Below are 23,410 nucleotides of genomic sequence, written 5' to 3'. Positions count from 1 at the left end.
CGACCCGGCCACCGCGCCGAGGGCCAGCACGGCGCCGGTGCCGTCACCGGCGGCCACGGCCCGGAGGGCGGCCCGCCCGGCGCCGGGGTCGGCGACGACGACGGCGGCGACGGCCTCGCCGGCGGCGGCCTCGAACGCCGGCTCCCAGCCGGGGTCCACGGCGACCACGTCGAGCAGGGTGCCGAGCACGCCGGCCACGTCGGCCAGCCGGGCGGCGCCGGCCTCGGCCCTCGCCGCGTCGAGCGCGAGGGCCAGGGCCTCCACCCGGGCGGCCGTGGCGTGGCGCTCCTCGTCGGCCGCCCGCCGGGCGGCCTCGGCCTCGGTGACGATCGGCTCGGCCGCCGCCCGCCTGGCCTCGGCCTCGGCCAGCCGCGCCGCCAGCGGCTCCTCGGCGTCGACGGCGGCGATCAGCTCGGCCCGCCGGCGGTCGGCCTCGGCGGCCAGCCGCTCGACGGTGGCCTCGAGCGACCCGAGCCGCCCGACCAGGCGGTCGTGCTCGGCCCCGTCGCGCCCCGCGGCCGACCGCAGCGCCACCAGCTCGCCCCGCACCTCGGCGGCCCGGCCGAACAGGGCCGCGTCGCCGGGACCGTCGTCGCCGCCCCAGTCCCGCTCGAAGGCGGCCCGCCGGGCGGCCAGGTCGTCCTCGGCCCGGCCGAGGTCCTCGGCCTGGGGGACGAGCGCGGCGGCCTCGGCCTCCACCTCGGCCAGCTCGGCGGCCAGGCGGGACGACTCCGCCTCCAGGGTGGCGACGACGGCCTGGTCGAGCAGCGCGCCCCGGTCCCGCTCGAGGCCCCGGCGGCGCTCGGCCAGCAGGGCGGCCAACCCCCTGGCCCGCTCCCGGAGCCGCTCGACCCTGGCCAGCACGTCGCCCAGGTCGGCCTCGCCAAGGGCCGACAGCGCCGCCTCGGTGGCCACGACGGCCGCGTCCAGCCCGGCCAGCCGCTCCCGCAGCGCCGCCTCCTCGCCGGCGAGCTCGGCCCTGGTCCTGGCCGACGTCGCCAGCCGGCCCCGGAGGGCGGCCAGCTCCCGCCCGGCCAGGTGGACCCGCAGGGCCCGGAGCTCCTCGACCAGCGTGCCGTGCCGTCGGGCGGCCTCCGCCTGGCGCTCCAGCGGGCGCAGCTGGCGCCGCACCTCGCGCAGCAGGTCCTGGAGCCGCAGCAGGTTGGCCTCGGTCGCCGCCAGCCGCCGCTCGGCCTTCTCCTTGCGGCGCCGGTACTTGAGGACCCCGGCCGCCTCCTCGACGATCAGGCGGCGGTCCTCGGGCCTGGCGTTGAGCACGCCGTCGATCTGGCCCTGGGAGACGATCACGTGCTGCTGGCGGCCCACGCCGGTGTCCGACAGCAGCTCCTGCACGTCGAGCAGCCGGCAGGGCACCCCGTTGATGGCGTACTCGCTGTCCCCCGTGCGGAACAGCGTCCTCGTGATCGTCACCTCGGAGAACTCGATGGGCAGCAGCCCGGCCGAGTTGTCGATCGTGAGCGCCACCTCGGCCCGGCCGAGCGCCGGCCGCTTGGCCGTGCCGGCGAAGATGACGTCGTCCATCTTCGTCGACCGCACCGTGCGCGGCCCCTGGGCCCCGAGCACCCAGGCGATGGCGTCGACCACGTTCGACTTGCCCGTCCCGTTGGGGCCGACGACCACGGTGATGCCGGGCTCCAGCTCGAGGGTGGTGGCGTCGGCGAAGGACTTGAAGCCCTTCAGGGTCAGGGTCTTGAGGAACATGGCTCGGCGCGACGCTAGCGGCGGCGGCCGGGCCGGCCGGTGATCCCCCGGGCCCGTCGGCCCGCCCGTCAGACCTGGCAGGCCGGGCAGTAGAACGTGCTCCGGCCGGCCACCTTGAGGCGCTCGATCGGGTGGCGGCAGCGCCGGCAGGGCTGGCCCTCCCGGTTGTAGACCTTGTGATGCTCCTGGTAGCTCCCGGGCCGGCCGGTGAGCCCCACGTACTGCTGGTCGGGCAGGGTCGAGCCCCGGTACTTGACCGCCTCGTGGAGGGTCTCGACGAGGGCCCGGTAGAGGCGGCGGATCTCCTGGCTGGACAGGCTGTTGGCAGCGCGGTCCCAGCGCAGCCCGGCCGCCCACAGGATCTCGTCGGTGTAGATGTTGCCGAGGCCGGCGATGAACCGCTGGTCGAGCAGCAACGGCTTCAGCTTGGTGGTGCGGGTCAGCAGCCGCTCGGCGAAGCTCGTCCACGAGATCGGCGTCTCGACCGGGTCGGGGCCGAGCTCGGCCAGCTCGGGCGCCTCCTGGGTGAGCCCGTCCGGCGTGGTGACGAACAGCTCGCCGAACGTCCTCGGGTCGCAGAACCGCAGCTGCCCGCCCTGGGTGAACGTGATGACCACGTGGGTGTGCTTGGGCAGCGGCTCCTTGCCGGTCGCCCTGAGCAGCTGGCCGGACATCCCGAGGTGGATGACGAGCAGGTCGCCGCTGTCGAGGCGCAGGATCAGGTACTTGCCCCGGCGCTCGACGCCGGCGATCTTGCAGCCCTCCAGCCGGCCGGGGATCTCGTCCACCGAGCCGTGCCGGCGCACCGAGCGGGTGCCGGTGATGTCGACGGACCTGATCCGCTTGCCGACGACCTCCCGCTCGAGCTCGCGGCGGATGGTCTCCACCTCGGGGAGCTCAGGCATCGCCCGGCTCGCCGGCGACCGCCGCGGTCGCCGGCCGGTCGCCGACGCCGGCCCCCGCCCCGTCCGCACCGGCGCCCTCCTGGCGCCGGACCTCGCCGAGCAGCCGCTCCCACGCCGACCGGGCGGCGGCCTGCTCGGCCTGCTTCTTCGACCGGCCCTCGCCCGTGCCCCACTCCTGCCCGGCCAGCTGGACGGTGGCGTAGAAGCGCTTGGCGTGGTCGGGGCCGTCGTCGTCCACCCGGTAGCGGGGGACGACCTCCATCCGCCGGGCCGCCAGCTCCTGGAGGCGGGTCTTGTAGTCCTGGCCGCCGGGGCCGGCCGACGCCTCGGTGATGCGCTCGCCGAGCAGGTCGAGCACGAGCTGGCGGGCCGCCGCCCACCCGCCGTCGAGGTAGACGGCGCCGATGACCGCCTCCATGGCGTCGGCCAGGATCGACGGCTTCTCCCGCCCGCCCGAGGCGGCCTCGCCCTTGCCGAGCAGGAGCGCCTCGCCCAGCCGGAGGGCGATGGCGATGTCCGCCAGCGCGGCCGCGCTGACCACCGACGCCCGCACCTTGGCGAGCTCGCCCTCGGGCAGGTCCGGGTAGGCGTTGAAGACGTAGTCGGTCACGACGAGGCCGAGGACGGCGTCGCCGAGGAACTCCAGCCGCTCGTTGGAGGCGAAGCCGGCGTGCTCGGCGCACCACGACCGGTGGGTCAGCGCCCTGGCCAGGAGGTCGGGGTCGACGAAGGGGCGGCCGAGCCGCTCCGCCAGCCCGTGGAGGGCCTCGGAGAGTGGCAGCGGGCTACCCGAGGCGGCCGACGACGTAGTCGACGGCATCGCGGACGGTCTTCAGGTCTTCGAGGTCCTCGTCGTCGATGCGGAACCCGACGCTGCGCTCCCCGAGCTCCTCCTCGAGCGCCTCGACCAGCTCGATGAGCGCGAGGGAGTCGGCGTCGAGGTCGTCGGCGAACGAGTCGCCCTCCGAGATCGAGCCGGGGTCGACCTCGAGGATGTCGGCGAGACGGTCCCTGATCAGCTCGAACACCTGCTGGCGATCGAGGGGGGCCTGCTCCACGTGGGTCTCGGCGGGCACGCTGGCAACTCCTGGGGTCTGGCGGTCGGCGGTGCAGCGTAGCTCGCGGCGCGCCCTTGCCCGCTTGTGAACGGCGGCCGTCAGGCGACGGCGGCGGTCAGGCGGCCGACCACGTCGGCCCTGACCATCTCGGCGGCCACGCGCACGGCGTTGACGATCGCCGTCGCCGACGACGAGCCGTGGCTGATGATGCACACGCCGCGCACGCCGAGGAGCATGGCCCCACCGTGGCTGTCGGGGTCGAGGCTGGCGTACAGCGGCAGGAGGTGCGGCAGCAGTCGCTCGGACGCCTCCCTGGCCTCCGGCGTCGAGCCGAACACGTCGAGCAGGGCGGCCACGATGGCCCGCAGCCCGCCCTCCAGCGTCTTGAGGACGACGTTGCCGGTGAACCCGTCGGTGACGACCACGTCGATCTCGTGGGACATCACGTCCCGGCCCTCGACGTTGCCGGCGAAGTCGATGCCCGTCGCCTCGGCCAGCAGCCCGTGGGTCTCCTTGACGAGCGGCGTGCCCTTCGTCGGCTCCTCGCCGATCGACAGCAGCCCCACCCTCGGCCGCTCGATGCCGTAGCGCTCCCGGGCGAACACCGAGCCCATCTGGGCGAACTGCACGAGCATCTGCGGGGTGCACTCGGCGTTCGCGCCGGCGTCGAGGAGGACGGTCGGCGTGGAGCCGGGGACGGGGATGGGCGTGGCGATGGCCGGGCGGGCGACCGAGCGGATGCGGCCCATGCGCAGCAGCGCGCTGGCCATCGTCGCCCCCGTGTTGCCGGCGCTGACCATGGCCGACGCCGTTCCGTCGCGCACCGCCTCGGCGCAGCGGACGAGCGACGAGTCCTTCTTGCGGCGCACGCCGGCGCCGGGGTCCTCGTCCATGGCGATCACCTCGGAGGCGGCCAGCACCTCCAGCCCGCCGGTGTCGCCGAGGTCCTCCGGGCGGCCGACGAGGACGACCGGCACGCCCAGCTCGTCGGCGGCCCGCCGGGCACCGGCGACGATCTCGCCGGGGGCGCGGTCGCCGCCCATGGCGTCGACGGCGATGGGCAGCACGGAGCGCGGGGTGGCGGGGTGGCGCTACTCGACGTCGATCGCCTGGCGGCCCGCGTACCAGCCGCAGTTCCCGCACACGACGTGGGGCAGCTTGGCGGCGTTGCAGCGGGGGCACACGCTGCGGGGCGGGGCCGACAGGTTCCAGGCGGACGCCCGCCGGCTACGGCTCTTCGCCTTGGAGGTCTTCTTCTTCGGGACGGCCATCGCTCAGTCGATCCTCGGGGTCCGGACGCGAACGGGAAAGCGTAGCGGCCGGGAGCGGGGATCGGCGAACGCCGGTCAGTCGAAGCGGAGGTCGCGCAGCGCCGACCACCGCGGGTCGCCGGCCTCGCCCTCCGCCCCGCCCTCGGCCGGCCCGCCGCCGACCGGGTGCTCGGGGTCGGGCCCCGGGCAGGCGTCGTCGCACAGCGGCGCGAGCGGCAGGTTGAGCAGGACGGTGTCGCGGACCATCGGCTCGAGGTCGAGCGTGTCGCCGGTGAGCGGGTAGGTCTCGCCCTCGACCGGGTGGGGGTCGAACACCTCGCGGATGGTGACCTCGACCCGGCCCGTCACCTCGTCCAGGCACCGCCGGCACGAGCCGACCCAGTCGGCCCGCACGGTGCCGGCGAGGACCACCTGGTCGGAGATCGCCTCCATCACGCCCTCGACCTCGACGGCGGCGTCCTCCATCACGGCGACGTCGGCGACGACGAGACCGGACAGCAGCGCCGACCGCTGGATCCGCTTGCGGTTGCCGGCGCGGCGCCGCAGCTCGGACACGTCCACGACGAGGCGACCGGTGCGCACGGCGCCCGTCGCCTACGCCTGGTCCTGGTCGAAGAACGCGCTGCTGGCCTCCGCCACCTCGGGCTCCACCGGCTCGTCGGGGTCGGGCGGAATCGTGGCCTGGAGCTTCTCCCGGCCGGCCTGCACGAGCTTCATGGTCCGCTCGAGCACGATCTCGAAGCTCGCCAGCTTCTGGTCGCAGTAGTCCTCGACCTCGTGGCGCATGCGGCGGGACTCGGCCTCGGCCTCGTCCACGATGTGGCGGGCGCGCAGCTCGGCCGCCTTCACCACCTCGGTGCGCTGGACCATGCGCTCGGCCCTGGCCCGCGCCGCCTCGAGGATCTCGTCGCCCTCCCGGCGGACCTTGGCGAGGAACTCCTCCCGCTCCTTCAGCAGCCACCGCGCCGCCCGCAGCTCGTCGGGCAGCCGCTCGATGGCCTCCTCCAGGAGCTCGAGCACCTCGTCCTTGTTGATCATCACCGAGGCCGACAGGGGCATGGGCCTGGCCCCGGCGATCATGTCCGCGACCCGGCGCAGCAGCAGCTCGCTCTCCGGGCCGTGGTGGGCGACGAAGTCCGGCGGGGCGAGGTCGTCGTCGTCGGCGTCCTGGTCGTGCGGCCGGTACCCGCTCGTGCTCATCGGCCCTGCTGCTCCGCCAGCCGCTTGGCCACGGCCTCGGGGACCATGGAGGACACGTCGCCGCCGAAGCGGGCGATCTCCCTGATCAGCTTCGAGGCGAGGAACGAGTGGGTCGGCCCGGCCGGGATGAACACGGTGTCGACGCCGGAGATGGCCCGGTTCATCTGCGCCATCTGGAGCTCGTTCTCGAAGTCCGACACGACCCGCAGGCCCTTCACGATGAAGTCGGCGCCGACCTCGCGCGCCACGTCGACCACGAGGCTGGCGAACATCACGACCCGCACGCGGTCGAGGTGGGCGAGCGCCTCCTCGATCATCACCTGCCGCTCGTCGAGGGTGAACAGCGGCTCGCCCTTCTGCGGGTTGCGCATGGCCGCCACGACGACCTCGTCGAACAGGCGGCAGGCCGTCTCGATGACCTCGATGTGGCCGTTGTGGATGGGGTCGAATGACCCGGGGATGAGCACCACGCTCACGAGGGCGACGCTCCCGGTGCGGCTCGGCGGGCGATGGTCACCACCGTACTGCCGTACCGCTTCGATCTGGTGATCCGCCAGTCAGGGCCGGGGTCGACGGCCCGGTCCGACTCGACGACGGCGAGCGGCGCGGGGAGCCGGGCGAGCAGCGCGTCCCAGCCGTCGAAGGCGTAGGGCGGGTCGAGGAGGGCGACGTCGAAGGCGCCGGGCTCGCCGTCGAGCCAGCGCAGCGCGTCGGCCCGCACGACCGTCGCCGCCGGCCCGTCGAGGCCGGTCGACGCGAGGTTGGCCCGCACCGCGCGCAGGGCGCCGGGGTCGCGCTCGACGAAGGTCACCGACGCCGCGCCCCGCGACAGCGCCTCGATCCCGAGCGCGCCGGAGCCGGCGAACAGGTCGAGCACGCGCGCCCCGTCGACGGCGCCGAGGCTGTGCAGGGCGTTGAAGATCGCCTCGCGCGTCCGGTCGGTGGTCGGCCGCACGTCGGTCCCCCGTGGCGCGACCAGGCGCCGCCCCCTGGCCACGCCGGCGACCACGCGCACGGGCCGGAAGGTACCGGCCGCGGCCCACGGCCGGCGCGACCGCCGGCCCCGGCTACCGTCCCCCGCCGTGCCATCCGACGCCGTCAGGGTCGTCCGCATCGGCCGGCCTGAGCGCCGCAACGCCATCGACAGCGCCACCGCCGAGCGCCTGCACGACGAGCTCCTCGACTTCGAGCGGGACGACGGCGAGCGCGTCGCCGTGCTCACCGGCGACGACGCCGCGTTCTGCGCCGGCGCCGACCTGCGTGACCTGCCCCGGCTGCGACCGAGCGGCCCGCTCGGGCCGACCCGCCTCCAGCTCACCAAGCCGGTGATCGCGGCCGTCGAGGGGTGGTGCGTGGCCGGCGGCATGGAGCTGGCCGCGTGGTGCGACCTCCGCGTCGCCGGGGACACCGCCCGCTTCGGGCTGCTCGAGCGGCGGTGGGGCGTGCCGCTCATCGACGGCGGGACGTACCGGCTCCCCCGCATCGTCGGCCTCGGGCGGGCGCTCGACCTCATCCTCACCGGCCGGGAGATCGACGCCGCCGAGGCGCTCCAGATGGGCTTCGTGAACCGCGTCGTGCCGGCCGGGACGGCGCTCGACGTGGCGGTGGCGCTGGCCGGGTCGATCGCCGGGTTCCCGTGGACCGGCGTCGTGAACGACCGCCGCTCGGTGTACGAGGGGCTCGGCCTCGGGCTCGAGGCGGCGCTGGCCAACGAGGACCGCATCGGCCAGCAGACGATCTTCGCCCCCGGGTTCGCCGACGGCGTCGCCCGCTTCACCGAGCACCAGCGGGAGCGGAAGGGGTGAGGGCGCCGCCGGTCATCGTCTGCGTCGACTGCGGCGAGGACTGCCACCTGCTGTCCAAGCCGCCGCCCGACGGCGAGTTCCTCCCCGGCGACGTGATCGCCTACCGCTGCTCGGGCTGCATGGACCGCTGGGACGTCGTCATCCCCGAGGACGACGAAGAGGCCGACGGCTACTAGCTCTTCAGCAGGAAATCGGCATCGTCGCCGAGGACGGCGGCGACCTCGGCCCGCAGGATCGGGTGGGTCGCGAGGGTCGGGTCGGCGTCGACCAGCTCGATCGCCACCTCCCTCGCCCGCTCCACCCACAGCCGGTCGCGCCGGAGCGACGCCAGCTTGAGGTCGGTGCGGCCGGCCTGGCGCTCGCCCATGATCGTGCCCTCGCCCCGCAGGTCGAGGTCGACCTCGGCCAGCTCGAACCCGTCGGTCGTGCGGACCAGCGCGGCGAGGCGCTCCTCGGCCTCCGGGGTGGCGCCGGCGCCGACGAGCCAGCACCACGACCGCGCCGTCCCCCGGCCGACGCGGCCGCGCAGCTGGTGGAGCTGGGCGATGCCGAAGCGGTCGGCGTCGATCACGACCATCACGGTCGCGTTCGGCACGTCGACGCCCACCTCGATCACGGTGGTGGCCACGAGCACGTCGAGCCCGCCGGCGCGGAAGCGGCCCATCGTCGCCTCCTTCTCGGCCGGCGGCACCCGCCCGTGGAGGAGCCCGAGGCGCAGCCCGGCCAGCTCGCCGTCGACCAGGCGCTCGTAGGTGGCCTCGGCCGACGCCGCCTCGAGCTTCTCGGAGTCCTCGACGAGCGGGCACACCACGTAGGCCTGGTGGCCGGCGGCCACCTCCCGGCGCACGAGGTCCCACGCCTCGGCCTCGTGCTCGGCCGAGCGGGCCCACCTCGTGGTGATCGGCGTGCGGCCGGGCGGCAGCTCGTCGAGGACGGACACGTCGAGGTCGCCGTAGACGGTCATCGCCGCCGTGCGGGGGATCGGCGTGGCCGTCATCACGAGCACGTCGGGGACGGTGCCGTCGCCCTTGTCCCGCAGCGCGGCCCGCTGCTCGACCCCGAAGCGGTGCTGCTCGTCGATGACGACGACGCCGAGCGACTCGAACTGCACGCCCTCCTCGATCAGCGCGTGCGTGCCCACGAGCAGGTCGACCTCGCCGGCGGCCAGGCCGGCCAGGAGGCGGCGCCGCTCGGCCGCCGTCGTGCGGTTGGTGAGCAGCTCGACCCGCAGCGGCCGCTCGCCGAACAGCGTGCTCGGCGACGTGTCGGGCACCGTGCAGCCGTCCAGCAGGCCGCGCACGCCGGCGAAGTGCTGCTCGGCGAGCACGGCGGTCGGCACCATCAGCGCGCCCTGGTGGCCGCCGTCGACGGCGGTGAGCAGCGCGGTCACCGCGACCACCGTCTTGCCCGACCCGACATCGCCCTGGAGGAGGCGGTGCATCGGCCAGCGCTCGCCGAGGTCCCGGTCGATCTCGCCGATCACCCGTCGCTGCGCCGCCGTCAGCGAGAACGGCAGCCCCTCGTGGAACCGCTGCACCAGCGGGCCGCCGACCGCGTGCTTCACGCCGACGGCGCCGTCCTGCAGCGCCCGCTTGCGGACGACGAGCGCGACCTGCACCCGGAACAGCTCGTCGAACACCAGCCGGCGCCGCGCCTCGCCCACCTGCTCCATGGACGTCGGCGCGTGGATCCAGCGGAAGGCGGTGGTGCGGTCGACCAGGTCGTGCTTCCTGCGGACCCGGTCGGGCACGGGGTCGGCGAGCTCGCCGGCCCGGTCGAGGGCGGCGGCGACGAGCCGCTCCAGCTCACGGGAGTAGACCCTCGCCTTGTCGGACTGCGGATAGAGCGGGACGATGCGGCCGGTCTGGTCGCCGCCGATCAGGTCGACGATCGGGTTGGTGAGCTGCCGGGTGCCCCGGAAGACCTCGAGCTTGCCGAAGAACGCGGCCGCCGCGCCCGGCTGGAGCTGCTGCTCGCGCCAGCGCTGGTTGAAGAACGTGACCCGCAGGCGGCCGGTCCCGTCGGACACGTCGACCACCACCCGCTGCTTGCCGCGGGGCGGGCCGACGGTCGCCGAGCGCACCACCCGGGCGACGACGAGCGCCTCCTCCCCCTCCCGCAGGTCGGCGATCCGGGCCTCCTTGGTCCGGTCGACGTAGCGGCGGGGGTAGTGGGTGACGAGGTCGAGGACGGACTCGATGCCCACCCCCGCCAGCGCCTCCGCCCGGCGGCCGGCCACGCCCTGGAGGGCGGACACCGGCGCGTCGGCCAGCGACTTGAGGCTCCTCGCCACCTACTCCACGCCGAACAGGTACGGGTAGAGGGGCTGGCCGCCGTGGTGGACCTCGGCGTCGACCGAAGGGCGGTGCTCGGCCAGCCACTCGGTGATGCGGCGGGTGTCGGCCGCCGACGCGCCCTCGCCCTCGATGATCGTCACGATCTCGTGCCCGTCGCCCACGAGGTCGTCGAGCAGGCCGGTCGCCGCGGCCGCGAGCGTGGGCTCGACGACGGCGATGCGGCCCCGCGCCAGGCCCAGCCAGTCGCCCTGGCGGATGGCCCCGCCGTCCCAGGCCGAGTCGCGCACGGCCATCGTCACCTCGCCGGCGGCCACGGCCTCGGCCGCCTCCCCCATCGCCGCCGCGTTCTCGTCGGCCGACGCCTGCGGGTCGTAGGCCAGCAGGGCGGCGAACCCTTCGGCGATGCCCCTCGTCGGCACCACCCGGACGGCCTTGGCCGTGTGGGCGTCGACCTGCTCGGCGACCGGGATGATGTTCTTGTTGTTCGGGAGGACGACGACCTCCTCGGCCGGCGTCGACTCCACCGCCTCGAGGATCTGGGCCGTCGACGGGTTCATCGACTGCCCCCCGGCGACGATCTGGTGCACGCCGAGCGAGTGGAAGATGCGGCGGATCCCGTCCCCCGTGGCCACCGCGACGACCGCCGTGGGCACCGGCTCGGACGGCGCGGCCGGCCCGTCGCCGCCGGCCGCCGCCTCCCGCACCCAGCGCTCCTCCTCCACCTGCTCGTGGAGGTCGGTGACGCGGATGCGGCGGGGCCGGCCGCAGTCCAGCGCGGCCTCGATCGCCGCGCCGATGTCGTCGGTGTGGATGTGGCAGTTCCACAGGCCGTCGCCGCCGACGACCACGATCGAGTCGCCGATGCCGGCCCACACGTCCTTGAACGCGGGGACGGCCTCGTCCGGCGCCTCGAGGAAGTACATGACCTCGTAGCGCAGGTCCGACAGGCCGCCGGCGTGGGCCGCCTCGACCTCGGCCCCGGCGGTGCGGGTGGCGGCGCCGCCCTCGGGCGCCGGGGCGGCCGGCGGCTCGGGCACGGGCCGGCCGGCGACGACGGCGAGGAGGGCGTCGAGCAGGAGCAGGAACCCGGCCCCGCCGGCGTCGACCACGCCCGCCTGGGCCAGCACCGGCAGCAGCTCGGGCGTGCGGTCGAGCGCCTGCTGCCCGGCACCCCGCGCCGCGTCGAGGACGTCGGTCAGGCTGCCGCCCTCCGACGCGGCCTCCTCGGCGGCGGCCGCCGACTCCCGCACGACGGTGAGGATCGTCCCCTCGACCGGCCGCATCACCGCCTCGTAGGCCGCCGCCGACGCCGACGACAGCGCCTCGGCGCACGCGGGCGCGTCGACGCCGTCGTTGGCCCGCACGACGTCGGCGATCCCCCGCAGGACCTGGGAGAGGATCACGCCGGAGTTGCCCCGCGCCCCCATGAGCGCGCCGTGCGACACGGCCTTGCAGGTGGCGGCGAGGTCACCGTCGGTCGACCCCAGCTCGGCGACCACCGACTCCAGGGTGAGGGCCATGTTCGTGCCCGTGTCGCCGTCCGGCACCGGGTACACGTTCAGGCGGTTGAGCGCCTCCTGGTGGGCCCGCAGCGCGTCTCGGTAGCGGGTCACCACGGCCCGGAGCTCACCGGCCCCGAGCCGCTCCAGCGTGGTCACCGGCGGCGCTGGTCGCCGTACGGGTCGCGGCCGTCGACGCCGCCGAGGTTCAGCATCGCCCGGCGGGCCCTGAGGTCCCTGCGCCGCTCGCGCACCCCGGCGGCGTAGCCGCGCGCGTCGGGGCGGGAGCCGCGGCGGCGCCCCCGCCAGTCCACGACGGCGGCGACCACGAGCATCGCGGCCACGACGGCGAGCAGGATGAGCACGAGGCGAAGGATAGGGCGGCGGTGGGTCTCGGCGGGTCTCGCTGCTATCCTCGCTCTCCGCCCCAGTCGGCCCCACCCGGAAGGTTCGCGTCCAATGGCAGCGGTCTGCGAGGTGTGCGGGAAGCACCCCTCCTTCGGCATGAAGATCAGCCACTCGCACCGGCGCACGCGCCGGCGCTGGAACCCGAACATCCAGCGGGTACGGGCCCTCGTCGGCGGCAGCCCGCGCCGGCTGCACGTCTGCACCTCCTGCGTGAAGGCCGGGAAGGTGCAGAAGCTCGCCCACTAGCGCCGCCCCCCGGGATTTCCTTCCGGGAAGGGGGCTGTCGGTAACGTTCCGGGTAGAGACACCCCCGAGGAGCGTGCCGTGCAAGGAGTGATCAAGTCCTACGACCCGGTGACCCGGGTCGGCGTCCTGGTCAGGGACACCGATCTCTCCGAGTACGACCTCGCCGAGGACGCCCTCGTCGGCTCCGTGTTCCGCATGCTGCGGCAGGGCCAGCGGGTGCTCTTCGACCTCGACGCCTCCGGGCGCGCCACCCGGCTGCGCCTCGGCTCCGAGGTCGACATGGGTACCCCTGGGTTCGAGCGGGAGGAACCGGGCACGACCACATCGTCGACGGCGTAGAGAGGAACCATGACGGCAACGACCAGCAACGAGCGACTCCGGCGTTGGGTGGACGAGTGGGTCGAGGTCTGCCAGCCAGAGGCGGTCGAGTGGTGCGACGGGTCGCAGGAGGAGTACGACCGGCTGTGCCAGCTGCTCGTCGACGCCGGGACGTTCGTGCGCCTGGACGAGGGGAAGCGCCCGAACAGCTTCCTCGCCCGGTCCGACCCCGGTGACGTCGCCAGGGTCGAGGACCGCACGTTCATCTGCTCCGAGCACGAGGTCGACGCCGGGCCGACCAACAACTGGCGCGACCCCGCCGAGATGAAGGCCGAGCTGCGCCGCCTGTTCCGGGGGTCGATGCGGGGCCGGACGATGTACGTCGTCCCGTTCAGCATGGGCCCGCTCGGGTCGCCGATCGCCCACATCGGCGTGCAGCTGACCGACTCGGCCTACGTCGCCGTCAACATGCGGATCATGACGAGGATGGGCCAGGGCGCCCTCGACGTGCTGGGCGACGGCGACTGGGTGCCGTGCGTCCACTCCGTCGGCGCCCCGCTCGAGCCGGGCCAGGCCGACGTGCCGTGGCCCTGCGACGCCGACCGCAAGTACATCGTCCACTTCCCCGAGACCCGCGAGATCTGGTCCTACGGCTCGGGGTACGGCGGCAACGCCCTCCTCGGCAAGAAGTGCTTCGCCCTGCGGATCGCCTCGACCATGGCCCGCGACGACGGCTGGCTGGCCGAGCACATGCTGATCCTCGGCGTCACCCCGCCCGACGGCGAGAAGCGCTACGTGGCCGCCGCCTTCCCGTCGGCCTGCGGCAAGACGAACATGGCCATGATGATCCCGACGATCCCGGGCTGGACGATCGAGACCGTCGGCGACGACATCTGCTGGATGAAGTTCGGCGAGGACGGCCGGCTCTACGCCATCAACCCGGAGGCCGGGTTCTTCGGCGTCGCCCCGGGGACCTCGACCGAGACGAACCCGAACGCCATCGAGACCCTCCGCGGGAACTGCATCTTCACCAACTGCGCCATGACCGACGACGGCGACGTGTGGTGGGAGGGCCTGTCCGAGCCGCCCGCCCACCTCGTCGACTGGCGGGGCGACGACTGGACGCCCGAGTCGGGCCGGCCGGCCGCCCACCCGAACGCCCGGTTCACGGCGCCGGCCTCGCAGTGCCCGTCGATCGCCCCCGAGTGGGAGGACCCGAAGGGCGTGCCGATCTCGGCCGTCCTGTTCGGCGGCCGCCGGGCGACCGCCGTGCCGCTCGTGACCGAGAGCTACGACTGGGCCCACGGCGTGTTCCTCGGCTCGATCATGTCGTCGGAGAAGACGGCCGCCGCCGCCGGCAAGGTCGGCGAGGTGCGCTTCGACCCCTTCGCCATGCTGCCGTTCTGCGGCTACAACATGGGCGACTACTTCGGCCACTGGCTGTCGATGCAGGAGCGGGCCGGCGCCACCCTGCCCAAGCTGTTCTGGGTGAACTGGTTCCGCCGGGACGACGACGGGTCGTTCCTCTGGCCGGGCTTCGGCGAGAACAGCCGGGTCGTGAAGTGGGTGATCGAGCGGCTCGCCGGCCGGGCCGAGGCCGTCGACACGCCGATCGGGCGGGTGCCGGCCCCCGGCTCCCTCGACGTCGACGGGCTCGACCTCACCGACGAGCAGGTGGCGAAGATCCTCCGGGTCGACGAGGACGACTGGCGCAACGAGGTGCCGCTGATCGAGCAGCACTACGCCGGCCTCGGCGAGCGGGTGCCCGAGGAGCTGAAGGACGAGCTCCGCAAGCTGGAGAAGCGCCTGGCCGGCTGAGCCGGTCGACGAGGATCAGCAGCGCCGCCGGCCGCCCTCCGGGGCGGCCGGTCCGCGCCCGGCGCACGGGTCGATGCGGGGCGTTCATGGGCCCGGCCGGACTGCGGGTGGACGAGGGCCCGGCGGACGACCGCCGCGGCGGTTGGGCTGCGAGTGGGACGCGATGGACGGCGGATCCGGGCCGGGCGGCGGGCGGCGCGCCGCACGCCGCGCCTCGCGGCGGCGCTCGGCGGGTTCCCGTCGCCCCTCGTGGACGGCGGCGCGAGGGTGCTCGGGGCGGCGGGTGGATGGGCCGGCGGCTCGTCAGTCGCCGGGGATGGGGAGGAGCCCGGCCCGGTGGCACTGGCCGGCGAGGTCGCCGAGCTCGGCCACGTAGCCGACCCGGTCGACGTCGCCGGCGAGGTACCGGCGCTGGCACTCCACGAAGAGCCCCTCGACCAGGAGGTCGACGAGCTGGTCGAACAGCCGGTCCTGGAGGGTCGCGTTGCCGTGCACGAGCTGGAGCGTGCTCAGCACGTCGTCGACCTCGGCCTCCAGCCGGTCACCCAGTTGGTGCGCGTCCACGATCTGGGTATTCCCCCTCCCGCACCGAAAACCTCCATGCAGATGGACACAGGGGGCGAGAGATGCTGATGCGGTTCGATCCCTTCCGCGAGCTCGACCGCGCCGTCGACCAGCTGTCGCAGCGGGCAGGGCCGGCGACGATCCCCTTCGACGCCGTCCGGCGGGCGGACGAGGTGGTCGTCTACTTCGACATCCCCGGCGTCGAGCCCGACGCCATCGACCTCACCGTCGAGCGCAACGTCCTCACCCTGCGGGCCGAGCGCCGCTACGAGCCCGGGGAGGACGAGGAGATCCTCGCCGTCGAGCGCCGCCAGGGCGTCTTCGCCCGTCAGCTGTACCTCGGCGAGGCCCTCGACACCACCGGCGTGCGGGCCAAGTACGACCACGGGGTGCTGACCGTGAGCGTCCCGCTGGCCAAGCAGGCCCAGCCCCGCAAGGTGACGATCGGCCAGGCCCAGCGCCAGGCCGAGACCATCCAGGCCGAGAGCACCGAGACGAGCGCCGAGCAGGGCCACGCCTGACCGCCGCCCGGCGCCCGAGCACGGACCCGGGGCACCCGACCGGGGACCGGGCGGCGCCGGACCGGGTGGGGCCCGACCGGGGACCGGGTGGCACCCGAGCAGGGACGGTCGGCGTCGGACGGCGACCGGCCGGCGCGCCCGAGCAGCGACCGGGTGGCCAGCGTCAGCCGGGGCGGCGGGCGTCGAGGGCGGCGACGACCTCCTCGTCGGTGGTCTGGCCGAAGCGGCGGTAGCGCTCGCCGACGGCCCGGAAGCCGGGCGGCGCGACCAGCACCACCACCCGGTGGTAGGGCGGGCGCAGCCGCTCGGCGGCCTCGGGCGGGCCGACGGGCACGGCGAGGGTCGCCTCCCCGGCGCCGGCGGCGACGAGCCAGGCCCCGACGGCGGCCGCCGTCCGCCCCGTCGCCACCCCGTCGTCGACCACGACCACCCGCCGGCCGGCGACCTCCACCGGCGGGCGGTCGCCCCGGTAGGCGGCCCGCCGCCGGTCGAGCTCGGCCCGGACCCTGGCCACCGACCGCTCGATCCACGGCCCGTCGACGGCCATCCGGTCGGCGAGGTCCTCGTCGATGCCGTAGCGCCCGTCCGGTCCCACGGCGCCGAGGGCCAGCTCCGGGTTGCCGGGGGCGCCGAGCTTGCCGGCGAGGCCGACGTCGAGGGGGGCGCCGAGCGCGTCGGCCACCTCGGCGGCGACGATCACCCCGCCCCGCGGGATGCCGAGCACGAGGTCGGCCGCCACCCCGGCCTCCCCGAGCGCGGCGCCGAGCGCCCGCCCGGCGTGGCGGCGGTCATCGAAGGAGCCGGCGCCCGCTAGCATGCGGCGTTCCGGCGACGAGGAGGGTGCATGGCCGTCAGCGCGTACATCCTGATCCAGACCGAGGTCGGCAAGGCCGCCCAGGTCGCGCAGCAGGTCGGGGCCATCGACGGCGTGGTGTCGGCTGAGGACGTCACCGGCCCGTACGACGTGATCGCGAGGGCCGAGTCGGCCACCGTGGACGAGCTCGGCAAGATGGTCGTCAGCCGCGTCCAGATGATCGACGGGATCACGCGCACGCTCACCTGCCCGGTCGTCCACCTCTGAGGTCCACGGCGCTCACGCCGCCACCAGCATCGCCCGGATCCCGAGGCCCATCAGGAACAGGCCGCCGAGCCCGTACAGCAGGTACCGCCACGGCGCCAGCTGCTGGCGGTACGAGTACAGGATGCCGACGGCGATGATGGCGACGAACCCGTAGAACAGGTGGAACTGGGGCGCCTCCAGCCCCTCCCCGGCCACGAGGCCGACGCCCAGCGCGACCTGCACGAAGATCGCCACCTCGGCGACGACCGTGAACCACCACAGCGCCCGGCCTCGTAGCGCCGGCAGCCAGTGCGCGCCGAGCGCCCACAGCCCGGCGAGCGCGTTGCCGAGCACGACCATCCACGCCCACCCCTCGTGGAGGTCGAGGAGGACGAGCGCGGGCAGCAGCGGGTGGGTCAGGCCGGGGCCGGCGTGGCCGCGGAGGCCGACCTCGCCGCCTGCGCCTCCGCGTACGCCTCGGCCGTGGCGTCGACGAGCCCGGCGATCTCCTCCTCGGTGAACCCGGCGAGGGACCGGAACCGGCGGGCCAGGTGGACGGGGTTCTCCTCCTGCTCGCCCCGGAAGCCGCCGAAGCTGAACAGCTTGTCGACAGCCCGCTGGAAGTCGAGGGCGGCCTTCTGGCGCTCGGGGTCCTTGGCGGTGAGGCGGCGGAGCCAGTCCGACCCCATCTTCACGTGCGTCACCTCGTCGGCGAGCATCCAGTCCTCGCAGAAGTACAGGACCGGGTCGCTCGTGGCGTTGCCGAACTCCCGCATGGTGTTGAACACGTCGATGGCGAGGCCCTCGAGCGCGCGGTTCACGCCGGTGAGGCGGAGCACGGGGTCGGGGTTGCAGGCCGCCTCGTAGAGCAGGGTCTGCTCGGCGAACTCGCCGATGGCCGAGCCCATGTGGTCGGTGAGCTTCACCGAGATCTCGCAGTGGCGGGCCTCGTCCCAGCACTGCCGGGCCATGTCGAGCTTCAGCTCGAAGGGCGCCTGGTCCTTCGCCGCCCCCGTGTCGAAGTCCCAGCAGGTGCGGCCGGCGCCCTCGAGGGCCTGGATCTCGCCGACGAAGATCGCGTGCATCAGGCTGCGGGCCGTGTCCGGCGCGTCCGGGTCGTCGGTGCGGAACCCGCCCCGCCTGCGGTTCTGCTCCTGCTGCATGGCTGCGTTGCGCGGGTCGAAGACGACCTCCTCGATCTTCACCCGCTGGAACCGGTCGTCGCGTGCGAGCTCCTCGACCGGCAGCATCCGCTTCATGGCCGGATGCTACCCACCGGTCGCTTGGCCGTGGCGGCCCTCCGACCCGCCCGCCACCTCGTAGGACCACAGCTCGCTCGTCACCGCCACCGGCCGCTCGCTGGTGGCGTCGGCGGCCGCCTGGCGGTGGCCGTGGCCGAACGCCGGGGAGCTGACCCAGGCCTGGAAGGACTCCTCGTCGCGCCAGCGGGTGACGACGAGCCAGGTGGTCCGCCCGTCGGTCGGCCGCAGCAGCTCGAAGCCCTCGAAGCCGTCCTGGTCGTCGACGGCGCCGGCCCGGGCGGCGAAGCGCCTGGCCAGCTCGTCCCCGCTGTCCGCCGGCACGGTGATGGCGTTGATCTTGATCACCGACATGGGCCGGACCCTACCCAGGCTCGAGGTCGGCGGTGACGCAGCCGGGCGGGGCGCTGACCGGGTTGCAGCGGATCGTCCCCCCGCCGGGCAGGACGGCCGCGTAGTCGGCCGGCAGGGCCGGGTCGTCCTCCGGGTAGTCGGTGCTGACCAGCTGGGCGCCGCTGGCGAAGGCGGCGTCCCGCTGGGCGGTGTCGCCGGTGCGGGCCTGCACGGTGTCCGCGTCGGCCCTCGTGCGCACGAGGTACCCCTGGGCGACCAGGCGGCGGATCTCGGCCCCGTCGGCCACCGGGTCGTTGCGCTTCACGAAGGCGGCCTCGGGGCTCCCCGGCGGCGAGCTCGTGAACAGCACCCGGCCGGCGAGGGACGGGTGGCCGGCGACGTAGTCGTCCCGGTGGCCGTCCTCGTTGTCAAGCGCGAACAGCACCCGGCCCCGCACGTCGTCGACGGCCGGCCAGCCGGCGTCGAGCACGGCGTCCTCGAGGGTGGCCGCGTCGCCCCGCACGAGGTCGGGGGTGACGAGCCGGTCCTCCGGGAACACCGAGCGGATCTCGGCGTCGAGGGCGTCGAGCTCGGCCGGCCCGACGGGCAGCGGCACGGCGAAGCCCAGGCCGGGGTCGGGGATGGGCTCGTCCTTCACCTCGACGAGCACGACGATCGGCACGTGGCCGGGGTGGCCGGCCGACCAGTCCCGGACGATCTGGAGGCAGCGCACGAGGGTCGGGCAGGTCGAGGTCTGGTCGACGTCCTGGACGTGGAAGACCTTGAACCCCGGCTCCTCGAGCGGGGCCCGGGGCGGGCCGGGCAGGCCGACGGCGGCGGGGCCGGCCGGGTCGGCGTAGTGCCCGCCGTCGGGGTCGGCGAACACGTCGAGCTCCAGCTGGCGGATGCCGGCGTCGAGCTGCTCGTCGAGCGGCGGGTGCCCGTACTGGAGGGTGTCGGCCAGGGCCGGGTCGACGGCCCGGATGGCGTCGAGCAGGGCCGGCTCGGGGGCGACGTGGTAGCTGTTGTGGGTCCCGAGGACCTGGACCTGGTCGAGGCGGACGGGGTCGGGCGCGGCCGTCGTCGAGGTGCTGGTGGCGGTGGTCGACGGCGCGGCCTCGCGCTCCCCGCCGGACGTGCACGCGCCCACCAGCGCGGCCGCGACGAGCGCGGCCGCCGCCGTCCTACACCGGGTCGGGGACGTCGTCGGTGTCGTGGGTGAGGCGGGTGGCGGGCACGAACGTGACCGTGCCGGTCTCGCGGATCTCCCGCACCGCCGGCACCGGGTCGGGGTCGGAGAACAGGCCCTCGTCGGCGTAGTCCGACGGGCGGCCCGTCGGGTCGACCACCCACCACGACGCCTCCAGCGCGATCCCGTTGGGGTCGGTGAAGTAGATCGACCGGACGAAGCCGTGGTCGATCACGTCGGTGACCTCGCAGCCGGCCTCCTTCAGGCGGGACTGCAGCTGGTGCAGCGCCTCCTCGTCGGGGAGGTTGAACGAGAGGTGGTCGAACTGGATGGCCCGCGGGTCGGGGACGCCGGCCGGCTTGGCGAAGGTGGCGAGGGGCTGGCCGGCGTACTCGAAGAACGCCACCGTGTTCTCGGCGCCGAACTCGAAGAAGTAGTGCCGGAACGACGGGCTGGCCAGGTGGGCGACGAGCCGGGCGCCGAGCACCCCGTGGTAGAAGCGCACCGTGGCGTCCATGTCGGTGGTGATCAGGGCGAGGTGGTTGATCCCCCGCCAGCGAGGCGCCTCGACGGTCATGGGCCCAGGCTACGCCCGGTGACCGGCATCGCCCTGTTCGACGTGGACGGCACGATCATCCGGGCCGGCGACCCCGACCACCGGGCCGCCTTCGACGCCGCGCTGGCCAGGGTGTACGGCGTGCCGGCGACCCTCGACGGCATCCCGCTCGGCGGCATGATCGACCGGGCCATCGCCCGCCTGGCGCTCGCGCCCCACGACCTCGGCGACGAGGTGGTCGAGGCCGGGCTCGCCGACCTCGTCGAGGCCATGGGCGCCGCCTACCGGGCGGCCGTGACGGAGGGCGCCCGCCGGTCGTGGCTGCTGCCCGGCGTGGAGGACGCGGCCCGGCGGCTGCGGGCCGAGGGGGTGACGACCGGCGTGCTGACCGGCGGCTGCCGGCCGGTGGTCGAGGCCAAGCTGGCCGCGGCCGGCGTGGCCGACCTGTTCGGGGCGGGCGCCTACGGCGACCAGGCCGACGAGCGGGCCGCCCTGGTGCCGCTGGCCGTCGCCGCGCTCGGCGGCGGCGCGCGGACGCCGGTGGTCGTCGTCGGCGACACCCCCCTCGACGTCGAGGCCGCGCACACCGCCGGCGTCCCCTGCCTGGCCGTGGCGACCGGCCGCTGGTCGGTCGACGAGCTGGCCGCCTGCGGCGCCGACGCGGTGGTGCCCGACCTCGCCGACCCCCGCGCCGTCCCGGCCGTGCTCGGCCTCCTCAGAACGCGGCCCGCAGGATCGCCAGCGCGTCCTCCGCGCTGACCGGGCGCGGGTTGGCCCGGACGTTGCCGTTGTCGGGCGCCATGGCGGCCACCGCCGCCAGGTCCTCCTCCTCGACCCCGCACTCGGACAGGCGGGACGGCAGGCCGACGGCGGCGGCGAGGCGGGCGACGGCGCCGGCCGCGTCGGCGGGGTCGCCGAGCGCCTCGCCCACGGCCCGGACGGCGCCGGGCACCGCCGCCTCGTTGAACCGGACGGCGTGCGGGAGGATGACGGCGTTGGCCAGGCCGTGGGGGATGCCGGTGCGCCCGCCGACCAGCTGCGACAGGCCGTGGTGGACGCCCATGCTCCCGTTCTGGAGGCAGCGGCCGCCGAGGGCGGCGCCGGCCAGCATGGCGGCCCGGGCCCCGAGGTCGGCCGGGTCGGCCACCACCAGCGGCAGCGCCCCGGCGATGCGCCGGGCGCCGGCCAGGGCGACGGCCTCGGCCTCGGGCGTGCGGGACGGCGACCAGGCCACCTCCACGCAGTGGGCCAGCGCGTTCATCCCCGTGCCGGCGCTGACCTCCGGCGGGGTCGACACGGTCAGCTCGGGGTCGTAGACGGCGGCGACGGGGGCGATGGTCGGCCCGCCGGCGCCCGACTTCCGGCGCAGCCCCTCGTCGGTCATCCCGAAGAACGGGGTCAGCTCGGCGCCCGAGTACGTGGTCGGCACGGCGAGGTGGGGCAGGGCGGGACGGTCGGTCCACGAGGCGCCCGGGGTGCCGGCCTCCTGCTCGGTGAAGAAGCAGACGGCCTTGCCGAGGTCGGCGCACGAGCCGCCGCCGAACGACACGACGGCGTCGACCGCGTCCCGCCTCGCCTGGCGGGTGGCCGTGCGGACGAGGGACACGGGCACGTGCGAGCGGACCTCGGCGAACGTCGACGCCAGCCGGCTGCCGAGCAGGCCCACCAGCCGGCGCCCGTCCTCGGACGCCAGGCGGCCGGCCGTGGTCACGAGCAGGACCCGGCGGGCGCCGACGGCATCGACCAGCTCGGGCAGCCGGGCGAGGGCGCCGGCCCCGAACACCAGCCGCTGGGCGTAGCCGGTGTGGTCCCAGGGCTCGGCCATGGCCGGACCCTACGCGGGGCGCACGACCGTCGTCCCCTCCTCGCCGAGGGCGACCAGGCGGAGCCCGCCGGCATCGGCGTCGAGGACCGTCACGCTGGCGTTGGCCGGGCGGAAGCGCAGCACCCGGTCGTCGCCGGTGGCCGCGCCGACGGCCACGTTCACGGCGACGAAGTGGGTGACCACGACCGTGTCGGCCGGCAGGGCGAGCAGGGTGGCGAGGACCGTGTCCCGCCACCGGCGCAGGTCGTCCGCCTGGTCGGCCCACCGGCCGGCCATCACGGCGGCCAGCCACGGGCCCCGCTCCTCGGGGGCGAGAGGCGGGGCGGCGACCTCGCCGACCCCCGGCTCGACGGCCGGCTCGACCCCCCACCGGCGGGCCAGCGGGGCGGCCGTCTCCCGGGTCCGCCGCAGCGGGCTGGTCACGAGGCCGAGCGGGCCGAGCGGGGCCAGCCGGTCGGCGACGGCCTCGGCCTGCGCCCGGCCGGTGTCGTCGAGGCCGGGGTCGGGGTCGGCCTCCCACCGGGCGCCCGCCCGCCCGTGGCGGACGAGGTGCAGGCGGGGCACGTCAGCGCATGGGGACGAACAGGTCGGCGAAGGCATCGGGCAGCTCGTCCTCGGTGATGAACCACTCCGTGCCGAACGCCTCGGTGAAGACCGGGTTCGGCATGGTCAGGAACAGCGACGAGTCGGGGATCTGGCTGGCGTGGGCCCGCATGGCCCGGCGCTTGGCGTCGATGGCGGCCCGCACGTCGACCTGGTGGGTGATGGCCGCCTCCGGCATGCCGAACTCCGGGTGCTCGTCGAGGTCGGGCAGGTCGGGCACGTCGTCGGCGCCGGCCGCCCGCTGGGCCTCGATCCCCCGGCGGACGTGGTCCCGGTTGATCGTCGCCTGCACGACCGCCACGCCCGCCATGGCCGCCGCCCGCAGGCCGACCCGGTGGACCTGCACGTGGTCGGGGTGCCCGTAGCCGCCGATCTCGTCGTAGCAGGTCAGCAGGTCGGCCCGCTCCTCCTCGAGCAGGGCGGCCAGCCGCTCGGCGGCCTCCTCCACGTCGGCCCGGCAGAACGACTCGGGCGCCTCGTTGGTCGGCGTGCCCGCCATCCCCGAGTCGACGTAGCCGAGGAAGGCGACGCGGGCGGTGCCGAGGACGTCGGCGGCGGCGTGGGTCTCCGCCACCCGCCGCTGCCACAGCTCCTCGCCGTCCGCCAGCACCCCCTCGACCACCTCGCCGTGCTCGCCCCTGGTGGCGACGACCAGCACGACGCGGTGCCCGGCGCCCGCCGCCAGCGCCATGAGCCCACCCGTGGCGATCGCCTCGTCGTCGGGGTGGGCGTGGAAGCAGACCAGTGTGGCCATCGGCTCCGTTCTAGGCGACCGCGCCCGACGCGCGCAGCGACGCCACCTCGTCGCCCCCGATCCCCCAGTCGGCGAGGGCCTCGTCGGTGTGCTGGCCGGCGTGGGCCGGCGGCCGGGCGACGGCGCCCGGCGTGCGGCTGAAGCGGGGCGCCGGCGCGGGCTGCACGACGCCGGCCACCTCGGTGAACGTGCCCCGGTG

At 75.2% G+C, this 23,410-nt stretch carries 32 protein-coding genes; 8 read left to right on the top strand and 24 right to left on the bottom strand.

Annotated elements, in window-relative coordinates:
• From VGB14_11750 to rsmD, 10 genes are all read right to left on the bottom strand, one after another.
• Positions 1-1,722 (bottom strand): AAA family ATPase (locus VGB14_11750; protein ID HEX9993591.1); only part of this gene is annotated, 1,722 nt, incomplete at its 3' end.
• A gap of 68 nt (positions 1,723-1,790) precedes the next feature.
• Positions 1,791-2,627 carry a bifunctional DNA-formamidopyrimidine glycosylase/DNA-(apurinic or apyrimidinic site) lyase gene (gene mutM / locus VGB14_11745; GenBank protein HEX9993590.1) on the bottom strand — a complete coding sequence of 279 codons (837 nt, stop codon included), beginning with the start codon at positions 2,625-2,627 and terminating at the stop codon, positions 1,791-1,793.
• Positions 2,620-3,447, bottom strand: a complete 828-nt coding sequence (gene rnc / locus VGB14_11740) for a ribonuclease III (protein HEX9993589.1) — start codon at positions 3,445-3,447, stop codon at positions 2,620-2,622. Before rnc ends, mutM begins: the two co-directional genes overlap by 8 nt.
• Positions 3,413-3,703 (bottom strand): phosphopantetheine-binding protein, encoded by a 291-nt coding sequence (locus VGB14_11735; protein HEX9993588.1) that lies wholly within the window; start codon positions 3,701-3,703, stop codon positions 3,413-3,415. Before VGB14_11735 ends, rnc begins: the two co-directional genes overlap by 35 nt.
• A gap of 80 nt (positions 3,704-3,783) precedes the next feature.
• Positions 3,784-4,752: a phosphate acyltransferase PlsX gene (gene plsX, locus VGB14_11730; GenBank protein HEX9993587.1), complete on the bottom strand. Its 969-nt coding sequence runs from the start codon at positions 4,750-4,752 to the stop codon at positions 3,784-3,786.
• Positions 4,753-4,776: 24 nt separating this feature from the next.
• Entirely contained in the window at positions 4,777-4,956 is a 180-nt protein-coding gene (rpmF, locus tag VGB14_11725) for a 50S ribosomal protein L32 (GenBank protein ID HEX9993586.1), read from the bottom strand.
• Between the two features lie 75 nt (positions 4,957-5,031).
• A complete protein-coding gene (locus tag VGB14_11720) occupies positions 5,032-5,538 on the bottom strand; it encodes a DUF177 domain-containing protein (protein HEX9993585.1) in 507 nt (168 codons plus the stop codon).
• 12 nt (positions 5,539-5,550) lie between these two features.
• Complete coding sequence (locus VGB14_11715) at positions 5,551-6,156, bottom strand: hypothetical protein (GenBank protein HEX9993584.1); 606 nt, start codon at positions 6,154-6,156, stop codon at positions 5,551-5,553.
• Positions 6,153-6,632 carry a pantetheine-phosphate adenylyltransferase gene (coaD, locus tag VGB14_11710; GenBank protein HEX9993583.1) on the bottom strand — a complete coding sequence of 160 codons (480 nt, stop codon included), beginning with the start codon at positions 6,630-6,632 and terminating at the stop codon, positions 6,153-6,155. Before coaD ends, VGB14_11715 begins: the two co-directional genes overlap by 4 nt.
• Positions 6,629-7,171 carry a 16S rRNA (guanine(966)-N(2))-methyltransferase RsmD gene (gene rsmD, locus VGB14_11705; protein HEX9993582.1) on the bottom strand — a complete coding sequence of 181 codons (543 nt, stop codon included), beginning with the start codon at positions 7,169-7,171 and terminating at the stop codon, positions 6,629-6,631. Before rsmD ends, coaD begins: the two co-directional genes overlap by 4 nt.
• A gap of 67 nt (positions 7,172-7,238) precedes the next feature.
• Here rsmD and VGB14_11700 point away from each other — a divergent pair, with 67 nt between their 5' ends.
• Positions 7,239-7,961 (top strand): crotonase/enoyl-CoA hydratase family protein, encoded by a 723-nt coding sequence (locus VGB14_11700; protein ID HEX9993581.1) that lies wholly within the window; start codon positions 7,239-7,241, stop codon positions 7,959-7,961.
• Entirely contained in the window at positions 7,958-8,137 is a 180-nt protein-coding gene (locus tag VGB14_11695; GenBank protein ID HEX9993580.1) for a hypothetical protein, read from the top strand. Before VGB14_11700 ends, VGB14_11695 begins: the two co-directional genes overlap by 4 nt.
• Here the strand turns inward: VGB14_11695 and recG are convergent.
• The 3 genes from recG to VGB14_11680 are packed head-to-tail and all read right to left on the bottom strand — an operon-like array spanning position 8,134 to position 12,122.
• Positions 8,134-10,254, bottom strand: coding sequence for an ATP-dependent DNA helicase RecG (gene recG, locus VGB14_11690; protein HEX9993579.1), 2,121 nt, complete (start codon positions 10,252-10,254; stop codon positions 8,134-8,136). The genes VGB14_11695 and recG overlap by 4 nt on opposite strands.
• Positions 10,255-11,916, bottom strand: coding sequence for a DAK2 domain-containing protein (locus tag VGB14_11685; GenBank protein ID HEX9993578.1), 1,662 nt, complete (start codon positions 11,914-11,916; stop codon positions 10,255-10,257).
• A complete protein-coding gene (locus VGB14_11680) occupies positions 11,913-12,122 on the bottom strand; it encodes a hypothetical protein (GenBank protein ID HEX9993577.1) in 210 nt (69 codons plus the stop codon). The genes VGB14_11685 and VGB14_11680 overlap by 4 nt, the downstream gene beginning before the upstream one ends.
• Before the next feature lie 94 nt (positions 12,123-12,216).
• Between VGB14_11680 and rpmB the strand changes: the two genes are divergently transcribed.
• From rpmB to VGB14_11665, 3 genes are all read left to right on the top strand, one after another.
• A complete protein-coding gene (rpmB, locus tag VGB14_11675) occupies positions 12,217-12,411 on the top strand; it encodes a 50S ribosomal protein L28 (protein HEX9993576.1) in 195 nt (64 codons plus the stop codon).
• 78 nt (positions 12,412-12,489) lie between these two features.
• Complete coding sequence (locus tag VGB14_11670; protein HEX9993575.1) at positions 12,490-12,750, top strand: hypothetical protein; 261 nt, start codon at positions 12,490-12,492, stop codon at positions 12,748-12,750.
• 9 nt (positions 12,751-12,759) lie between these two features.
• Complete coding sequence (locus tag VGB14_11665) at positions 12,760-14,547, top strand: phosphoenolpyruvate carboxykinase (GTP) (protein HEX9993574.1); 1,788 nt, start codon at positions 12,760-12,762, stop codon at positions 14,545-14,547.
• Between the two features lie 303 nt (positions 14,548-14,850).
• Here VGB14_11665 and VGB14_11660 read toward each other — a convergent pair whose 3' ends face one another.
• Complete coding sequence (locus VGB14_11660) at positions 14,851-15,111, bottom strand: hypothetical protein (GenBank protein HEX9993573.1); 261 nt, start codon at positions 15,109-15,111, stop codon at positions 14,851-14,853.
• Positions 15,112-15,179: 68 nt separating this feature from the next.
• Here VGB14_11660 and VGB14_11655 point away from each other — a divergent pair, with 68 nt between their 5' ends.
• On the top strand, positions 15,180-15,632 hold the full coding sequence (locus tag VGB14_11655; GenBank protein ID HEX9993572.1) for an Hsp20/alpha crystallin family protein: 453 nt from the start codon (positions 15,180-15,182) through the stop codon (positions 15,630-15,632).
• A gap of 163 nt (positions 15,633-15,795) precedes the next feature.
• Here VGB14_11655 and VGB14_11650 read toward each other — a convergent pair whose 3' ends face one another.
• On the bottom strand, positions 15,796-16,449 hold the full coding sequence (locus VGB14_11650) for a phosphoribosyltransferase family protein (GenBank protein HEX9993571.1): 654 nt from the start codon (positions 16,447-16,449) through the stop codon (positions 15,796-15,798).
• A gap of 27 nt (positions 16,450-16,476) precedes the next feature.
• Here VGB14_11650 and VGB14_11645 point away from each other — a divergent pair, with 27 nt between their 5' ends.
• A complete protein-coding gene (locus VGB14_11645; protein HEX9993570.1) occupies positions 16,477-16,713 on the top strand; it encodes an Lrp/AsnC ligand binding domain-containing protein in 237 nt (78 codons plus the stop codon).
• A 12-nt stretch (positions 16,714-16,725) separates the two neighbouring features.
• Here the strand turns inward: VGB14_11645 and VGB14_11640 are convergent, their stop codons facing one another.
• From VGB14_11640 to VGB14_11620, 5 genes are read right to left on the bottom strand one after another with little or no spacing between them, the layout of a single operon-like run.
• Positions 16,726-17,052: a hypothetical protein gene (locus tag VGB14_11640; protein ID HEX9993569.1), complete on the bottom strand. Its 327-nt coding sequence runs from the start codon at positions 17,050-17,052 to the stop codon at positions 16,726-16,728.
• 56 nt (positions 17,053-17,108) lie between these two features.
• On the bottom strand, positions 17,109-17,951 hold the full coding sequence (locus tag VGB14_11635; GenBank protein ID HEX9993568.1) for a DUF455 family protein: 843 nt from the start codon (positions 17,949-17,951) through the stop codon (positions 17,109-17,111).
• Positions 17,952-17,960: 9 nt separating this feature from the next.
• On the bottom strand, positions 17,961-18,305 hold the full coding sequence (locus VGB14_11630; protein ID HEX9993567.1) for an antibiotic biosynthesis monooxygenase: 345 nt from the start codon (positions 18,303-18,305) through the stop codon (positions 17,961-17,963).
• A 10-nt stretch (positions 18,306-18,315) separates the two neighbouring features.
• A complete protein-coding gene (locus VGB14_11625; GenBank protein HEX9993566.1) occupies positions 18,316-19,434 on the bottom strand; it encodes a phosphatidylinositol-specific phospholipase C1-like protein in 1,119 nt (372 codons plus the stop codon).
• Between the two features lie 34 nt (positions 19,435-19,468).
• Positions 19,469-20,050, bottom strand: a complete 582-nt coding sequence (locus tag VGB14_11620) for a VOC family protein (protein ID HEX9993565.1) — start codon at positions 20,048-20,050, stop codon at positions 19,469-19,471.
• Between the two features lie 18 nt (positions 20,051-20,068).
• Between VGB14_11620 and VGB14_11615 the strand changes: the two genes are divergently transcribed.
• A complete protein-coding gene (locus tag VGB14_11615; GenBank protein ID HEX9993564.1) occupies positions 20,069-20,788 on the top strand; it encodes an HAD family hydrolase in 720 nt (239 codons plus the stop codon).
• Here the strand turns inward: VGB14_11615 and VGB14_11610 are convergent.
• From VGB14_11610 to VGB14_11595, 4 genes are all read right to left on the bottom strand, one after another.
• A complete protein-coding gene (locus VGB14_11610) occupies positions 20,745-21,854 on the bottom strand; it encodes an iron-containing alcohol dehydrogenase (GenBank protein ID HEX9993563.1) in 1,110 nt (369 codons plus the stop codon). The genes VGB14_11615 and VGB14_11610 overlap by 44 nt on opposite strands.
• Positions 21,855-21,863: 9 nt before the next feature.
• On the bottom strand, positions 21,864-22,418 hold the full coding sequence (locus tag VGB14_11605) for a histidine phosphatase family protein (GenBank protein ID HEX9993562.1): 555 nt from the start codon (positions 22,416-22,418) through the stop codon (positions 21,864-21,866).
• A gap of 1 nt (position 22,419) precedes the next feature.
• The gene (locus VGB14_11600) at positions 22,420-23,211 is read right to left on the bottom strand and encodes a PIG-L family deacetylase (protein ID HEX9993561.1); all 792 of its coding nucleotides are present in this window, start codon (positions 23,209-23,211) and stop codon (positions 22,420-22,422) included.
• Positions 23,212-23,221: 10 nt separating this feature from the next.
• A partial coding sequence (locus VGB14_11595) for a CoA transferase (GenBank protein HEX9993560.1) occupies positions 23,222-23,410 on the bottom strand: 189 nt, incomplete at its 5' end.

Source organism: Acidimicrobiales bacterium (assembly GCA_036399815.1).
GTDB lineage: Bacteria > Actinomycetota > Acidimicrobiia > Acidimicrobiales > DASWMK01 > DASWMK01.
This window is presented reverse-complemented; position numbering and strand designations above follow the sequence as displayed.

Coding starts and splice junctions, on each gene's coding strand:
- mutM (HEX9993590.1), bottom strand. CDS start 2,627: ATGCCTGAGCTCCCCGAGGTGGAGACCATCCGCCGCGAGCTCGAGCGG.
- rnc (HEX9993589.1), bottom strand. CDS start 3,447: ATGCCGTCGACTACGTCGTCGGCCGCCTCGGGTAGCCCGCTGCCACTC.
- rpmF (HEX9993586.1), bottom strand. CDS start 4,956: ATGGCCGTCCCGAAGAAGAAGACCTCCAAGGCGAAGAGCCGTAGCCGG.
- VGB14_11715 (HEX9993584.1), bottom strand. CDS start 6,156: ATGAGCACGAGCGGGTACCGGCCGCACGACCAGGACGCCGACGACGAC.
- rpmB (HEX9993576.1), top strand. CDS start 12,217: ATGGCAGCGGTCTGCGAGGTGTGCGGGAAGCACCCCTCCTTCGGCATG.
- VGB14_11665 (HEX9993574.1), top strand. CDS start 12,760: ATGACGGCAACGACCAGCAACGAGCGACTCCGGCGTTGGGTGGACGAG.
- VGB14_11655 (HEX9993572.1), top strand. CDS start 15,180: ATGCGGTTCGATCCCTTCCGCGAGCTCGACCGCGCCGTCGACCAGCTG.
- VGB14_11650 (HEX9993571.1), bottom strand. CDS start 16,449: ATGCTAGCGGGCGCCGGCTCCTTCGATGACCGCCGCCACGCCGGGCGG.
- VGB14_11645 (HEX9993570.1), top strand. CDS start 16,477: ATGGCCGTCAGCGCGTACATCCTGATCCAGACCGAGGTCGGCAAGGCC.
- VGB14_11640 (HEX9993569.1), bottom strand. CDS start 17,052: ATGGTCGTGCTCGGCAACGCGCTCGCCGGGCTGTGGGCGCTCGGCGCG.
- VGB14_11635 (HEX9993568.1), bottom strand. CDS start 17,951: ATGAAGCGGATGCTGCCGGTCGAGGAGCTCGCACGCGACGACCGGTTC.
- VGB14_11630 (HEX9993567.1), bottom strand. CDS start 18,305: ATGTCGGTGATCAAGATCAACGCCATCACCGTGCCGGCGGACAGCGGG.
- VGB14_11620 (HEX9993565.1), bottom strand. CDS start 20,050: ATGACCGTCGAGGCGCCTCGCTGGCGGGGGATCAACCACCTCGCCCTG.
- VGB14_11610 (HEX9993563.1), bottom strand. CDS start 21,854: ATGGCCGAGCCCTGGGACCACACCGGCTACGCCCAGCGGCTGGTGTTC.
- VGB14_11600 (HEX9993561.1), bottom strand. CDS start 23,211: ATGGCCACACTGGTCTGCTTCCACGCCCACCCCGACGACGAGGCGATC.